The 14,825-nt window shown below is 70.6% G+C and carries 14 protein-coding genes; 2 read left to right on the top strand and 12 right to left on the bottom strand.

Annotation, left to right across the window (positions count from 1 at the left end; genetic code table 11):
* Window positions 1–54: 54 nt before the first annotated feature.
* The 4 genes from Vqi01_RS18995 to Vqi01_RS18980 are packed head-to-tail and all read right to left on the bottom strand — an operon-like array spanning window position 55 to window position 3,645.
* Window positions 55–711: a response regulator gene (locus Vqi01_RS18995; RefSeq protein ID WP_204036158.1), complete on the bottom strand. Its 657-nt coding sequence runs from the start codon at window positions 709–711 to the stop codon at window positions 55–57.
* Window positions 708–1,979: a sensor histidine kinase gene (locus Vqi01_RS18990; RefSeq protein WP_239098490.1), complete on the bottom strand. Its 1,272-nt coding sequence runs from the start codon at window positions 1,977–1,979 to the stop codon at window positions 708–710. Before Vqi01_RS18990 ends, Vqi01_RS18995 begins: the two co-directional genes overlap by 4 nt.
* An 11-nt stretch (window positions 1,980–1,990) precedes the next feature.
* Window positions 1,991–2,725, bottom strand: a complete 735-nt coding sequence (locus tag Vqi01_RS18985; protein WP_204036156.1) for an ABC transporter permease — start codon at window positions 2,723–2,725, stop codon at window positions 1,991–1,993.
* 11 nt (window positions 2,726–2,736) lie between these two features.
* Window positions 2,737–3,645, bottom strand: coding sequence for an ABC transporter ATP-binding protein (locus tag Vqi01_RS18980; RefSeq protein WP_204036155.1), 909 nt, complete (start codon window positions 3,643–3,645; stop codon window positions 2,737–2,739).
* Window positions 3,646–3,812: 167 nt separating this feature from the next.
* Here Vqi01_RS18980 and Vqi01_RS18975 point away from each other — a divergent pair, with 167 nt between their 5' ends.
* The gene (locus Vqi01_RS18975) at window positions 3,813–4,589 is read left to right on the top strand and encodes an EI24 domain-containing protein (protein WP_239098497.1); all 777 of its coding nucleotides are present in this window, start codon (window positions 3,813–3,815) and stop codon (window positions 4,587–4,589) included.
* A gap of 243 nt (window positions 4,590–4,832) precedes the next feature.
* On the opposite strand, the gene Vqi01_RS18970 is transcribed toward Vqi01_RS18975, so the two are convergent.
* The 8 genes from Vqi01_RS18970 to Vqi01_RS18935 form a co-directional block, all read right to left on the bottom strand.
* Window positions 4,833–5,762 (bottom strand): GNAT family N-acetyltransferase, encoded by a 930-nt coding sequence (locus Vqi01_RS18970; RefSeq protein ID WP_372444381.1) that lies wholly within the window; start codon window positions 5,760–5,762, stop codon window positions 4,833–4,835.
* A gap of 203 nt (window positions 5,763–5,965) precedes the next feature.
* Window positions 5,966–6,364 carry a RidA family protein gene (locus Vqi01_RS18965; protein ID WP_204036153.1) on the bottom strand — a complete coding sequence of 133 codons (399 nt, stop codon included), beginning with the start codon at window positions 6,362–6,364 and terminating at the stop codon, window positions 5,966–5,968.
* Between the two features lie 97 nt (window positions 6,365–6,461).
* Entirely contained in the window at window positions 6,462–7,469 is a 1,008-nt protein-coding gene (locus Vqi01_RS18960; protein ID WP_204036152.1) for a LacI family DNA-binding transcriptional regulator, read from the bottom strand.
* Between the two features lie 19 nt (window positions 7,470–7,488).
* Complete coding sequence (locus Vqi01_RS18955) at window positions 7,489–8,862, bottom strand: GH1 family beta-glucosidase (protein WP_204036151.1); 1,374 nt, start codon at window positions 8,860–8,862, stop codon at window positions 7,489–7,491.
* Window positions 8,859–9,692, bottom strand: a complete 834-nt coding sequence (locus tag Vqi01_RS18950) for a carbohydrate ABC transporter permease (protein WP_204036150.1) — start codon at window positions 9,690–9,692, stop codon at window positions 8,859–8,861. The genes Vqi01_RS18955 and Vqi01_RS18950 overlap by 4 nt, the downstream gene beginning before the upstream one ends.
* A gap of 76 nt (window positions 9,693–9,768) precedes the next feature.
* A complete protein-coding gene (locus Vqi01_RS18945; RefSeq protein ID WP_204036149.1) occupies window positions 9,769–10,776 on the bottom strand; it encodes a carbohydrate ABC transporter permease in 1,008 nt (335 codons plus the stop codon).
* 112 nt (window positions 10,777–10,888) lie between these two features.
* On the bottom strand, window positions 10,889–12,190 hold the full coding sequence (locus Vqi01_RS18940; RefSeq protein WP_204036148.1) for an ABC transporter substrate-binding protein: 1,302 nt from the start codon (window positions 12,188–12,190) through the stop codon (window positions 10,889–10,891).
* A 349-nt stretch (window positions 12,191–12,539) separates the two neighbouring features.
* Window positions 12,540–13,304, bottom strand: coding sequence for a maleylpyruvate isomerase family mycothiol-dependent enzyme (locus tag Vqi01_RS18935; RefSeq protein WP_204036147.1), 765 nt, complete (start codon window positions 13,302–13,304; stop codon window positions 12,540–12,542).
* A gap of 70 nt (window positions 13,305–13,374) precedes the next feature.
* On the opposite strand from Vqi01_RS18935, the gene Vqi01_RS18930 reads away from it, so the two are divergent.
* Window positions 13,375–14,457, top strand: coding sequence for a UDP-N-acetylmuramate dehydrogenase (locus Vqi01_RS18930; protein ID WP_204036146.1), 1,083 nt, complete (start codon window positions 13,375–13,377; stop codon window positions 14,455–14,457).
* Window positions 14,458–14,825 lie beyond the last annotated feature (368 nt).

The raw sequence follows: 14,825 nt of genomic DNA, 5'->3' as shown, positions 1-14,825 counted from the left end.
ATTGTGCAAGGAAGGGCCCCCTGTTAACGCCTTCGGTATAGGAAGGGCCCCCTATTAACAGAAGGGGGATCCGCCGGGCGTGAGCAGGCCACGGTCGTACGCCACCGCGACGGCGGCGGCCCGGTCGTTGACGCCGAGCTTGGCGTACACGTGCAGCAGGTGGGTCTTCACGGTGGCCTCGCTGATGAACAGCCGGGCGGCGGCCTCCCGGTTCGAGGCGCCTTTCGCGACCAGCGTGAGCACCTCCAACTCGCGCTGGCTCAGCGGCTCCTCGGCCGGGCCGGGTGATCGCAGCCGTCCCATCAGCCGGCCCGCCACCCTGGGCGAGAGCACCGAGTCGCCCCGGGCGGCGGCCCGCACCGCCCGGACCAGTTCGTCGCGGGGCGCGTCCTTGAGCAGGTAGCCGGTGGCACCGGCCTCGATCGCCGGCAGGACGTCCGCGTCCGTGTCGTACGTGGTCAGCACCAGCACCTTCGCCGAACTGCCCGAGCGGACCAGCCGGCCGATCGCGGTCACCCCGTCCATCCCCGGCATCCGCAGGTCCATCAGCACCACGTCGGGGCTGTGGTGGGCGGCCACCGCCAGCGCCTCGGCTCCGTCCCCGGCCTCGCCGACCACCTCGAACCCGGGGTCGCCGGTGAACATGCCGCGCAGGCCGTCGCGTACCACCGGGTGGTCGTCCACGATCAGCAACCGGATCGGGCTGGTCAACGGGCACCTCCGGCGAGCGCCGGCACGGACGCCGACACGGCGGTGCCGCTGCCCGGCTCACTCTCCACGGCCAGCTCGCCGCCGACCCGGGCCACCCGCTGCCGCATCGCGGTCAGCCCGTACCCGCCGTCGGCACGGCGGATGGCGGGCACGTCGGTGACGGAGAAACCCACGCCGTCGTCCCGGACGTCCAGGGTCACCACGTCCCCCATGTACGACAGGGTCAGGCCGACCCGGGACGCCTCGGCGTGCCGGGCCACGTTGGCCAGCGCCTCCTGGGCGGCGCGCAGCAGGGTCACCTCGACCTCCGGGTGCAGCGGGTGGGCGTCGCCGGTCACGTTGACGTCGGCGCGTACCTCGTTGATCGTCGACCAGCGTCGCGCCAGCTCGGCGAGCGCCTCGGGCAGCCGGGCCGTCTCCAGCGCCTCGGGCCGGACCGCCCGCACCGAGCGGCGGGCCTCGGTGAGGCTCTCCCGGGCCAGTGCGACCGCCGTGTCGACGTGGCGTTGCCAGTCGGCGTGCCGGTCCCGGGCCTGCTCGGCGGCCTCCAACTGGGTGATGATGCCGATGAGGCCCTGGGCGAGGGTGTCGTGGATCTCCCGCGCCATCCGCTGCCGCTCGTCGGTCACCCCGGCCTCCCGAGCCTGGGTGAGCAACTGGGCGTGCAGCCCTTCGTTCTCCCGCATCGTCTCGGCGAGCCGGCGGTTCGTCTCGGCCAGCTCCTCGACCAGCAGCTTTCGGTTGGCGTTCTGCCGCTCGGTGACCGTGCTGAACCAACTGATCACGCCGGCCAGGCCCGCGTTGAAGAGGGCGAGCACCGACCAGAGGAGCCAGTGCCCCAGCGACGACGGCAGCCCGCCACTCTGCGCGGTGCCGACCAGGACGCCGGTGGCCGCCACCCCGACGAATCGCCACCGCCCGTGCAGCGCGACGAACGCGTGCACGAACCCGACCCAGGCGAAGAAGGCGTACCAGGGGCTGTCCAACACCAGCAAAGCGGCCAACCCGATCAGCCCGATGTAGTAGATCGCCATCAGCTTGCGCCGCTTCACCCAGGCGGGGTGCAGGTTCACGAACCAGGCGATCCAGGCCGCGGCGAGCACGGCCAGCACCGGATCGGGCACCAGCGAGTAGCCGGCGGGGGCCGGAGCGACGGCGGTGACCAGCATTCCGACGGCCAGTCCGGCGTACGGCAGCAGCCGGTACAGGAGTGACTCCCGGTTTTCCCAGGCGGCCAGCCGGTCGACCTGCTCGGCGGTGCTGGTCATCGGACCCCCGCTCACTCCCAGCGAAACAGCTTCGCCGCGACGGTGCCAGCGAGCACGGCGATGACCGCCATTATCGCCAGGTGCAGCGGCTGCGGCGCATCCGCGGTCCAGGCGTCGAGCAGCGCCTGCACACCTGGTGGTGTGTAGCTGCCGATCCGGACCAGGAAGTCCGGCAGGAGGAACCGGGGCACGTAGACCCCGCCGAAGAACAGGACCAGCATGAACAGCGGGACCGCGATCGCCTGCGCCGCCTTGTTCGTGGGGGCCACCGCCGCCACCAGCAGTCCCAGCGCGAGCAGCGCTGCCGTACCGAGGGCGAGGGCCAGCGCGAAGCCGAGCGGGTGCCGGGGCAGCGGCACGTCGAAGGCCAGCCGGCCGACCACGATGAGCAGGACGGCACTGATCAGGATGGTGGCGAGCGAGATGATCAGCTGGGCGGCGAGCAGCGCGGCGGGACTCGCGGGCGTGGTGGCCAGGCGACGCAGCACGCCGCGTTCCCGGTAGGTGGCCAGCACCGTGGGCAGGACGTTCACCGCCGTCATGGCGAGCGTGATGACCAGCAGCGACGGTGTGAAGTACTGGATGAAGGATCGGTCGCCGAAGTCCGGATTGGACGCCCGCATCGCCGGGATCAGCCCGAACACCGCGAGCAGCAGGAGCGGCAACGCGATGGTGATCAGCGGGGCGGCGAGGTCCCGCAGGTACAGTCTCGTCTCGATCTTGAGGATCTGCCCGAAGGCGCGCATGTCGCTCCCTCTCACTCGGCGGGCCGGTGCCCGGTCAGCTCGACGAACGCGTCGTCGAGCGTGGCCTGCTCCAGTCGTAGGTCGGCGGCGATGATCTGGTTACGGGCGAGGACCGAGGTGACCGCGTGCAGCACGTCACCGGTGCCGGTCACCACCACCTGGCTGCCGCTGCGGGTCACCGCGGTCACCTGCGGCAGGTCGGTGAGGAGCCGGTCGTCCACCGGTGCGGACGGCCGGAACCGGATCCGCTGCTCCGGTGCCACGGCCGAGACCAGCCCGGAGGGGCTGTCCAGGGCCACCACCCGCCCCTTGTCGATCACGGCGAGGCGGTCGCAGAGCCGCTCGGCCTCCTCCATGAAGTGGGTGACCAGCAGGATGGTCACCCTGCGCTCGCGGACCCGCTCGATCAGGCCCCAGGTGTCCCGGCGGGCCTGCGGGTCCAGCCCGGTGGTCAATTCGTCCAGGATGGCGATCTTCGGGTTGCCGACCAGCGCCAGCGCGATGGAGAGCCGCTGCTTCTGGCCGCCGGAGAGCTTCTGGTACGGGGTGTTCCGCTTCTCGCCGAGGCCCAGCTCGTCGATCAGCCGGGCCGGATCGGCCGGGTCGCGGTAGAACGAGGCGTACATCTCCAGCGCCTCGGCGACCCGGAGCCGGTCGGGCAACTGGCTCTCCTGGAGTTGCACCCCCACCAACTGGCGTAGCCGGGCGGCGTCCCGGCGAGGGTCGAGCCCGAGGACCGACACCTCGCCCCCGTCAGGGACGCGCAGCCCGGCGACGCACTCCACCGTGGTGGTCTTGCCCGCGCCGTTCGGGCCGAGCACGCCGAAGATCTCGCCGGCCGCGACGTCGAACGACACGTCCTGGACCGCCACGGTCCCGCCGTACCGCTTGTGCAGGTTGGTCACCTCGATCACCGGCATGGCCCCGCCTTTCGCCGTTGCGTTCCGCGTACCTCCCAAGGATCGCGAGACGCCGCCGGCGGCGAATCGACCAGCTGTAGGCGATCTTGGTCGGCTCCGGTTGATCCCCTGGATCCGTCAACCGGTTGATGCGGCGGTCAGGCCTTAGGCTTCTCGGCGTGAATGCGATCTCCGGCACCGCCGTGGGCGCGGCACGTCGGTTCGCCGGCGGCGCCGCGCTGCTGCTGCGAGGCATCGGTCTGTACGCACGCAGTCCCGGCCTGATGCTGCTCGGCGTGGTGCCGGCGCTGATCTCCGGGGCGATCTTCCTCACCGCGTACGCCACCCTGGTGTTCTTCGTCGGTGACCTGGCGGCCGCGGTGACCCCCTTCGCCGACGACTGGTCGGCGGCCGCCCGAAGCGTGGTCCGGGTGATCGCGGCGCTGGCCTTCCTCGGCCTCGGCGGGCTGCTCACGGTGCTCACCTTCACCGCCGTCACCCTGGTCATCGGTGACCCGTTCTACGAGAAGATCTCCGAGCGGGTGGAGGAGCGGTACGGCGGCACACCCGACCCCGTCGAGGTGCCGTTCTGGCCCTCGCTGCGGCACAGCATCGTCGACTCGCTCCGTCTGATGGCGCTGGCGGTGCTGGTCGGCATCCCGCTCTTCGCCGCCGGCTTCATCCCGCTGGTCGGGCAGACCGTGGTCCCGGTGATCGGCGCGGCGGTGGGCGGCTGGCTGCTCGCCGTGGAGCTGGTGGGCGCACCCTTCTACCGGCGGGGCAAGCGGCTGCCGGACCGTCGGGCCGCACTGAAAGCCGACCGCCCCACCGCGCTCGGCTTCGGGGTGGCGGTCTTCGTCTGCTTCCTGATCCCGCTCGGGGCCGTACTGCTCATGCCGGCCGCGGTGGCCGGCGCCGCCCTGCTGGCCCGCCGCTCGCTCGGCCAACCGATCACGAAGGACTGACCTCCGAGGCTCGGCCGCTGCTTTCGGCGTCGACACCGACGAACGGGTGCAGGCGGCCGGCCCACTCCGACCGTCGCGCGGATGCCTGCGGGCCGCGGCTACCGGTCGCGATTGGACCTGGTCACGAAGAACCGGACCAGGCCGGCGACAAGCGCGACGGACGCGATGACACAGAGCAGCGTCGTGACGTGCCACGGCCGGAGTGCACCCATGCCGCGCACTGTAGCCGGCGCATGCTCGGGCTCAGTTGGCCTGCCGCAGTGTGCGTACGCAGGACCACTGGCTGGCCACCTGCCGGTAGCCGAGCCGGTTGTTGATCGCCAGCATCGGCGCGTTCGCCGCGTCGTTCCCGGTGTACGCGACGGTCACCCCGCGCGCCGCCGCCCGGTGCAGCGCGGCCAGCTTCACCAGCCCGGCCAGCCCGCGCCCCCGGAACGCCGGCACTGTGGCGGTGTAGTCCGACCACATCCGCGTACCGTCCCGCTTCACCAGGCTGATCGCCACCAGCTCGCCGTCGACCTCGGCACCCGTGCTGGCCGCCCGATCCAGCCCAACGTTGTCCCAGGTGTCGGCGCGCCATTCTTCGTACCCGATCGCGCCGCCGGTCACGTCGCCCGGCTCGTCGGCGCTGGCCAGCAGTTCCACCCGGTGCACGCGGCGCGGGTCGACCTCGGCCAGCGAGAGCAGCCGGACCCCTTCGGGCGCCTCCGCGAGCGGCGGCAGCACATGCAGTTCCAGGGCCGAGAAGCGCTCCTCACGACTGGGCGCGAAGCCGTGCCGCCGGGCGAACGGCAGCGCTTCCGGCAGCGCCCGCCCGCGCACCCAGGCAGGGGCGAGCGGGGCGAGCTGCGCCAGCGCCCTGGCCAGCAGCGCGGCACCGATTCCGCGGTGCCGGCAATCGGGATGCACGTGCAGCAGCGAGACTTCGCCAACAGCCTCGGTCGTCTGGTTGTTGCGCGACACCGACACCCAACCGACGATGTTCCCGTCGACCTCCGCCACGAAGCCGGCCCAGTGCTGGCCCGCCGGCGGTGTCTCGATCAGCTGCCGGGTGGAGGCGACGCCGCGCACCAGGAACGGAAACACGAGGGTACGCAGCGCCACCACCGCCGGTGCGTCATTGGGGTGTGCGGCGCGGACGAGCACCGATGGCAACCTGGCCGGACTCGACATGCGCCGCACGCTATCCGACCCGCCGCAAGCCCCGCCACGCCTTTCCTCCCTCTCCGCACATGCGGTGGGTGCATTTCTTGTCGTCTTCTGCCGGCGGAGGTCCGCCGCCCCAGTGCCGGGCATCCATGTGGGGCGCGCCGTCGACCTCCACGTGCAGCCGCCTCTGCGGCACTGGCGAGCAGCGCACCCGGCCCGGCGGCGGGTCAGGAGGCCGGCACGGCGGCGATCGCCTCGACCTCGACGAGTTGGTCGGTGTAGCCCAGCACGGCCACCCCGAGCAGGGTGCTCGGCGGATCGTGGTCACCGAACGCGTCCCGGACCACTTTCCAGACCGTGACCAGGTCGTCCCGCCGGGACGAGGCCACGTACACCGTGGTTTTGACCACGTCGCTGAGAGTCGCGCCGCCAGCGGCGAGGGCGCTCTCCAGGTTGGCCATCACCTGCTGGGCCTGGGCGGCGTGATCGCCCGGGGCGACGGTCCGCCCGTCGGGGGCCAGCGGGCAGGCACCAGCGGTGAAGACCAGGCGGGCGGACGGATCGACGGTCGCCAGGTAGGCGTACTCGGCGACGTCGGAGAGCGGCAGTCGTACCGGATGGGACATGCGCGGCAGGCTAGCCGCCTCGGATGGCCCTCGGCGATTTGTTAATAGGGGGCCCTTCCTCTACCGCAGGCGTTAATAAGGGGCCCTTCCTTACACCTCAGGCGGAGTCGCGGATGATCAATTCGGTGGGGAGGATGAGGGCGGGCTCGACCGCCTCGCCGGCGGCCAGGCGGAGCAGGAGCCGGGTGCCCTGCCGGCCGAGTTCCACGATCGGTTGCCGGACGGTGGTCAGTGGCGGATCGGTGTAGGCGGCGGTCTCGATGTCGTCGAAGCCGATCACCGCGACGTCGTCCGGCACCCGTCGTCCCGCCTCGCGCAGCGTACGCAGGGCGGCGTGCGCCATCAGGTCCGAGGCGGCGAAGACGGCGTCCAGGTCGGGGTGGGCGGCGAGCAGTTCACGCATCGCCGCCGTCCCTGACTCGCGGGTGAAGTCGCCGACCGCCACCATCTCCGGCAGCCCGGCGGCGGCCACCGTGTCCCGGTAGCCGGCCAGCCGTTCGATCCCGGCGACCATGTCCTGTGGGCCGGCGATGGTGGCGATCCGTCGCCGGCCGCTGTCGATCAGGTGCCGTACCGCCCGGGTCACCCCGCCGACCTGGTCGACGTCGATGTACGGCACATCGGCCCCGTCGAGCGGCCGGCCGCTGCACACCACCGGGATGCCCAGCGCGGCGAGCTTGGCGGGCAGCGGGTCGGCGCCGTGCAGCGAGGCGAACAGCACGCCGTCGACGTGTCGGCCGGTGGTGTACCGCTCGACCCGTTCGTGCCCGGCCGGCGAGCCGGCCAGCATCAGCACGAGCTGCTTGTCGGCGGCCTCCAGCTCCTGCGCCGCGCCCCGGATGATGCCGGGAAACACCTGGTCGTCGGAGAAGACCCGGGTCGCTTCCTCCGGCATGACCAGCGCTATCGAGTCGGTCCGCTGGGTGACCAGGGTGCGCGCGGCCAGGTTCGGCACGTACCCCAGCTCGGCCACCGCCCGGCGGACCGCCTCCTGGATCGGCTCGGCGACCGTGGTCGAGCCGTTCACCACTCGGGAGACGGTGGCCCGGGAAACCCCGGCCCGCCGTGCCACCGCTTCCAGAGTGGGCCGTTGTGCCCCCGTCATAGGAAGTACCACCTCGTCGTCACAGCCCGTTCCGGGAGATCACCTCCTGGTACCACCGGGCACTGGACTTCGGGGTACGCCGCTGGGTGAGGTAGTCGACGTGCACGATGCCGAATCGCTTTCGGTACCCCTCGGCCCACTCGAAGTTGTCCAGCAACGACCATACGAGATAGCCGCGCAGATCGACGCCGCGGGAGATGGCCTCGTGCGCCGCGCGCAGGTGGCCGTCGAGGTAGGCGATCCGATCGGAGTCCTGCAAGGGGCTGGTCACATCCGCGCCGGACTTGTCGGGGAAGGCCGCCCCGTTCTCGGTGATCAGCAGCGGCACCGCGGGGTAGTCGGTGGAGATCCGCTCCAGCAGCCGGGTCAGCCCCGCCGGCTCGATCATCCAGCCCATGTCGGTCAGCGGACCGACCGGCGGCAGGAACTGCACCGCTCCCTCGGTGCCCGGGTACGCCCCGCCGCCACCGGCGCCGTCCGGGCGCCCGGCCACGTAGGTCGGCGCGTAGTAGTTGATCCCCAGCAGGTCGATCGGGGCTGCGATGATCTTCTCGTCGCCGTCCCGCACGAATGCCGGCTCGACGATCCGGGCGACGTGCTCGCGGACATCGTCCGGATACCCGCCGACCAGCAGCGGGTCGAGGAAGATCCGGTTGTGCAGGCCGTCGACCAGGCGCACCGCGGCCGCGTCGGCTGCGCTGTTCGGATCGGCGGGGCGCACATCGGCGGGGTTGAGAGTGATGCCGAGCCGGCCGGCGCCGGCCGCGCGCAGCGCCTGAGTCGCCAGGCCGTGCGCGAGCAGCAGATGGTGTACGGCGGTGAAAGCCGAACCCGGATCCTGCACCCCGGGAGCGTGCACCCCGTTGCCGTACCCGAGGTACGCCGAGCACCACGGCTCGTTGAGCGTCGTCCAGGTGCCGATCCGGTCGCCGAGCCGGGCGTACACGGCGCTGGCGTAGGTGGCGAAGTGCTCGGCGGTGTCCCGGGCGGTCCAACCGCCGCGATCCTCCAACGCCTGCGGCAGGTCCCAGTGGTAGAGGGTGACGATCGGGTCGATGCCCCGGCCCAGCAGCGAGTCGGTGAGCCGGTCGTAGAAATCCAGGCCGCGCGGGTTGACCGGGCCGCTGCCGTCCGGCTGGATCCGGGGCCAGGACACCGAGAAGCGGTACGCCTGCAACCCCAGCTCGGCCATCAGCGCCACGTCGTCGGCGTACCGGTGGTAGTGGTCGCAGGCGACGTCACCGGTGTGCCCGGCGTGGACCTTGCCGGGCGTACGGCTGAAAGTGTCCCAGATCGACTCGCCGCGCCCGTCGTCGCGGGCCGCGCCCTCGATCTGGTACGCCGCGGTGGCCGCACCCCAGAGAAAGTTGTCGGGAAATCTGATTTGGCTCACGCCTTGACCGCACCTTCCATGATGCCGCCGATGATCTGGCGGCCGAACAGGACGAACACCAGCAGCAGCGGCAGCGTGGCGATGGCCGTACCGGTGAACACCTGGGACATGTCCTGGTAGTAGCCGTCGGACAGCGCCCGCAACGACAGCTGCACAGTAGGATTCTCCGGGTCGTTGAGCACCGCGTACGGCCACAGGAAGTCGTTCCACGTGGTCATGAAGGTGAGCAGGCCGAGTACGGCGGCGGCCGGACGCAGCGCTGGGACGACCACGTTCCAGTAGATCCGGGCGGTGCCGCAGCCGTCCACCCGGGCCGCCTCGATCAACTCGGTGCTGACCGCCTGGCCAGCGTACTGCCGCATCATGAACACCCCGAATCCGGTGACCAGCGCGGGCAGGATCACCGCGGGCAACCGGTCGTTGAGGTTGAACTTCGTCATCAGCATGTACAGCGGGATGATGCCGAGCTGGGTGGGCACCATCATGGTCGCGATGATGACCATCAGCAGTGCGTTGCTGCCCCGGAATCGTAGCTTTGCGAAAGCGAAGCCGGCCAGGCTGGAGAAGAGGACCACGGAGACGGTGACCGTGATCGCCACGATCGCCGAGTTGATCAGCCCGGTGAGGAAGTACGCGTCGGTGTTGCCGAACAGCCGGGCGATGTTGGCGCCCAGGTTGCCGCCCGGGGCCACCGGCGGTGGCAGCTGCCCCATCGCGTCGCTGGAGCGGCTGGCCACCACGAACATCCAGTAGATCGGGAAGATGGACAGGACCGCGGCGGCGATCAGCGCGCCGTAGGTGAGGGGGCTGGCACGCCACAACTTGCTCATCGCGCCACCTCGCTTCGCTCGGCGCCGCGACGAGGCACCACCGCACTGAGCCGAATGATTCGCTCGCTGCGCTCGCTCATCGAGATCCTCCCTTCCGCTGGCCGACCTGTGGCCGGGCACCGGCGCCGAGGCGGCGGATGATCAGCACGTTGATCGCCGCCACGATGGCGATCAGGGCGAAGAGCAACCAGGCCACCGCCGAGCCGTAGCCGAAGTTGTAGTAGGGCGCGAAGGCGTTCTCGAACATGTACATGGTCAATGTCTGTGATTCGCGCAGCGGTCCGCCCCGGATCGCGTTGGTGCCGGAGTGGAACAGCCGGGGCTCGGTGAACAGCTGAAGCCCGCCGATGGTGGAGATGATGACGCAGAAGATGATCGTCGGCTTGAGCAGCGGCACGGTGACGGACCAGAACTGCCGGGCGCGGTTCGCACCGTCGATCGCGGCTGCCTCGTACATGTCGCGGGGGATGGCCTGCATGGCGGCGAGGAAGATCAGCGCGTTGTAGCCGGTCCACCGCCAGTCGACCATGGCCGAGATGGCCACCCAGGAGGCGAACCGGTCCGACTTCCAGCCGATCGGGTCGACGCCGACCAGGTCCAGCGCCCAGTTGATCATGCCGAACTCGCGGCCGAACAGCACCCCGAACACGATCGCCACCGCCGCGGTCGAGGTGACGTTGGGGATCAGCACCGCCATCCGCCAGCCGGTGCGGAACCGCAGCTGCCGGTTGAGCAGGTTGGCCAGCCAAAGTGCCAGGAGCAACTGCGGCACCGTGCTGATGACGAAGATGCCGAGGGTGTTGACCACCGAGTGCCAGAAGTCGCCGTCGGCGAGCAGCCGGGTGTAGTTGTCCGCACCGACGAAAGTGGGGTTGCTGCCGAGCAGGTCCCAGTCGTGCAGCGAGACCCAGAGGGTGTACGCCAACGGCCAGGCCCCGAAGATCGCGAAGACCACGAAGAACGGGGCGATGTAGAGGTAGGGCGAGTACTTCGTGTCGATCCGGCTGAGCCGGCCGGTCCGCGTCGGACGGGACCGGCCCGATGCCGGCGCGGCCGGCGGTCGCGCGTCGAGCTGCAACGCCATGACCCGTTGACTCCTTTCCACGCCCCCACCCGCGCCGATCCAGCGGCGGCCACCACGCGTCGACCGGGCGTGGCGAAGTCGGGATCGGCGGGGGTGGAGGCTGTCGGGCCGGTTACTTGGCGGCGGCCTTTTTGGCGTTGGCGACAGCGTCCTGCCAGCCCTGGTCGGGGCTGCGCTGGCCCAACTCGACGGTGCGGACCGCGTTCTCCACCTCGGTGCGTACGGCCTGGTTCTTCGGGCCCATGTAGACCGGCTTCAGGGTCTTGGCGCCGGCCCCGAAGATCTTGCCGACCGGGGCGTCGGAGAAGTACGCGTTGGTGGCGTCGGTGATGGCGGCGTCGTCCAGCGCCTGCGGCGAGGACGGCAGCGGGCCCTTGGCCTTGAAGGCGCCGATGTGCCCCTGCGGGCTGGTCAGGAATTTGACCAGCTTGATGGCCTCATCCTGGTGCTTGCTCTGGCGCGGTACGGCCAGGTGCGAGCCGCCCCAGTTGCCGCCGTCGCCCGGCACCCGGGCGATGTCCCACTTGCCCTTGGCCTCCGGGCCGGCGTTGCCCTCGATGACCCCGGTCATCCAGGCGGGGCAGGCGATGGTGGCGAACTTGGACTGCTTGAAGGCGGAGACCCACTCCTCGGACCAGGAGCCGTACTTGCCGGACAGGCCGGCGTCGATGATGTTCATGGTGATGTCCCAGGCCTGCTTGACGGCCGGGTTGCTGTCCACCACGAGGTTGTCGCTGGTGTCGTAGTAGTGGTAGCCCTGCGCGTTGCCGGCGGTCTGGAGCACGATGGTGTTGAACGTGTTGGTGGCCGCGTCCAGGAACGAGGCGCCGGTGTTCGCCGCCTTGAACTTCTCGCCGACGGCGATGTAGTCCTCCCAGGTCGGCCAGAGCTTGGACACCTCCTCGCGGTCGGTGGGGAGCCCGGCCTTGGCGAACAGGTCCGTGCGGTAGCACATGGCCATGCCGCCGACGTCGGTGCCGAGCCCGATCAGCTTCTGGCCGTCGGCGGTGAGCCCCTGGTTCCACTTCCACTCCAGGAAGTTGCCCTTGAGCTCGGCGGCGCCGTGGTCGAGCAGGTTGACGAAGTTGTCCGGGTTGGCCTTGTACTCGACCATCAGGCCCTCTTCGATGGCGACCACGTCGCCGGCACCCTTGCCTGCGGCGAGCCACTGGGTCAACTTCGGCGAGTACTCGTCGAGGTTGCCGCCGGTGCCCCGTTCGACGATCTTCACGTCGGGGTTGGCGTCCATGTACTCCTGGTAGAGCTGCTCGTAGCCGAACTGTCCGAAGACGTCGACGGTGAGCGTTATCTTGCCGTCCCCGGCATCGTCGCTGCTGCAGCCGCTGGTGACGAGCAACGCGCCGGCGGCGGCCAGGGCGACCGCAGCGAGGCGGTGGCGCGGAAATGTGCCCATTGTCCTGGTGACCCCTCTCAGGTCGGGTGGTGGCGGGATAGCTCTGAGAGCGCTCTCGCGTAGCCTGCGGCTCTGCCGGGCCGGTGTCAAGAGAGCGCTCTCTCGGAGGGGTCACAGAATGGCCACGAGCCCGTCGACGACCGCCGGGGCGAGGCCGCCCGTCGCGGCGGGGAGCGGTGAAGCGGGGCCGGCGTTACGGCGGGGAGCGGTCGGGCGGGGCCGGCGTTACAGCGGAATGGCGGTTACCGACTTGCCTGGTAACCGCCATTCCGCCGGAACGGTGTTGATCAGCGAGGCGCCGGCGCAACAGGTCGGTGAGCGGCGACGCGGGTGCCGGGCCGGCCTGGGATCAGCCGATGCGTACCCCCTCGAGCAGGGCACGGTCGCCGACGACGGTCAGCGTGTCGAAGCTGACCCGCCCCCAGAGCGCCAGCAGCAGGTCGCTCGCCGTGCCGCTGACATGCACTCGGGCGGGGTGCTCGTCGTGATCGAGGATGGTGCCGGTGTCCAGCAGGGCCACGCCCTCGCCGCGCAGCCGCAGGAACCATTCCTGAGCGGCGTCGGTCGAACTCAGCCGGACCACCCCGCGCCATTGCCCGGTCGCCTTCCGCCGGCCCGCCGGCAGCCAGGTGTCCAGCACCTCGCTCACGCCGTCGGCCGCGAGCTTCGCCTCGATCGGTTCACCGGCGGCGATGGCCAGCTGAGCGTCCCACCGGTGCACCGCCGTCTCGTGCGCCATCCGGCGCGGCCAGAAGCTGGCCTTTTTCGGCTGTGGCGCCCAGTTCCACGCCGGTGCCTCCGGGTCGAGAGTCTCGAAGAGCGCCATCAGCTCGTCGTACGCCTGCTGCCACTGCTGCGCGGCGGTGACCCCCGGTGCGGGCTCGGGTCGTTGCGACCGGCGCTGCTCCGGCGCGGTGCTCTTGCCCGAGCCGGCGATGGAGCGCACCCACTGGTAGATGCCGGCGAGATGCAGGGTCAGGTCGCTCACCGTCCAGCCGGGGCAGGACAGCACCGGTGTCTCGGGCGGGGCCTCGGCCACCGCGGCGGCGAACGCCGGGCCCTCCGCCCGGAGCGCACCGATCCAGAAGTCCTTGGTGCCGTGCATTCTGCTCATCGCCATCCTCCCGGGGGTGACCGGGCCACCTGTGGGTGCCACGGCTACCCCTCAGCCTAGGGTGAAAGATGTGTCTGACGTCTACGCCCAGCCGGCAGCGGCCGCTGAACCTGTCACCCCGGGTCATCTGTCGCAATACACCACATTGTGCCTCGGTGGGCCGGCGGGGCGGATCATCCCTGCCGGCAGCGCCGAGGAAATCGTCGCCCGGGTACGCGAGGCGGGCGAGGACCTGCTCCTGATCGCCGGCGGTAGCAATGTGGTGATCGGCGACATCGGTTTCCCGGGCGCCGTGCTGCTCGTCCGCTCCCGCGGGCTGCGGGTGTTGGCCGAGGACGAGCAGACCGTCACGGTACGGGTCGAGGCCGGCGAGCCGTGGGACGAGTTGGTCGCGGCAACGGTGACGAACGGCTGGTCCGGAGTGGAGTGCCTCTCCGGCATCCCCGGCTCGACCGGTGCCACCCCGATCCAGAACGTCGGGGCGTACGGGCAGGAGGTCGCCGAGACCATCACCGGCGTGCAGGTGTACGACCGGATCACCGGGACGGTCGATCGGGTCGCCGCCGCGGACTGCGGCTTCGCCTATCGGACCAGCATCTTCAAGTACAGCGAGCGCTGGGTGGTGCTCTCGGTCGACTTCCGGCTGGAGCGCTCGCCGCTGTCCGGTCCGGTGCGCTACGCGGAGCTGGCTCGGGCGCTCGGCGTCGACGTCGGCGACCGGGTGCCGCTGGCCCAGGCGCGCGCCACGGTGCTGCGGTTGCGTGCCGGCAAGGGCATGGTGCTCGACCCGACCGACCCGGACACCCGCTCGGCCGGCTCCTTCTTCACCAATCCGGTGCTGGACCGCACCGGCTACGACCTGCTGCGCCAGCGCGCCACCGACCTCGGGGAGCCGCCGGCCTGGCCGGGTGCCGGAGATGTGGTGAAGGTCAGCGCGGCCTGGTTGATTGACAAGGCCGGCTTCGGCAAGGGTCACCCTGGCCCCGAGGGGGTCGCCATCTCCAGCAAGCACACCCTCGCCCTGACCAACCCCACCGGCGCCGCCAGCACAGCCGCTCTCATCGCACTGGCCCGCGAGATCCGTGACGGCGTCCATGCCCGCTTCGGTGTCACCCTCCACCCGGAACCCGTTCTCATCAACTGCACTCTTTGACCCCACCACCATCCGCCTACCCCGTTGATCATGAACTGATTGCCCTGGTAAGTAGAGACCCGCAATAGGCGAGGTCGGGGTCCAGGCATGGTGACGCTGCGCCCCGGGTGGTGGGTGGCACGGGATGCAGCATATTGGGGTGTTCCGGCCGATCGGGTGGGCGCGAGTTGCGGCATGCCGGGGTATCCCGCTTGGTGAGCGGCACGGCTTGCGGTATGTCGGGGTGTCCGGGCCTGCTGAGGCCGCGAGTTGCGGCATCTCGCGCGCAGACCGCGAGTTACGGCATCCTGTGACGGTGGCGGGTGTACCGCCGCGACGGGGTTAGCGTCTCTGCGGCGATCTTAAGAGCGACCGGCAGTAGGTGTTAC

This window comes from Micromonospora qiuiae (assembly GCF_016863555.1).
Classification (GTDB): domain Bacteria; phylum Actinomycetota; class Actinomycetes; order Mycobacteriales; family Micromonosporaceae; genus Micromonospora; species Micromonospora qiuiae.
Note: the sequence above shows the minus strand (reverse complement) of the source record. Positions and strands in the feature narration are given on the sequence as shown.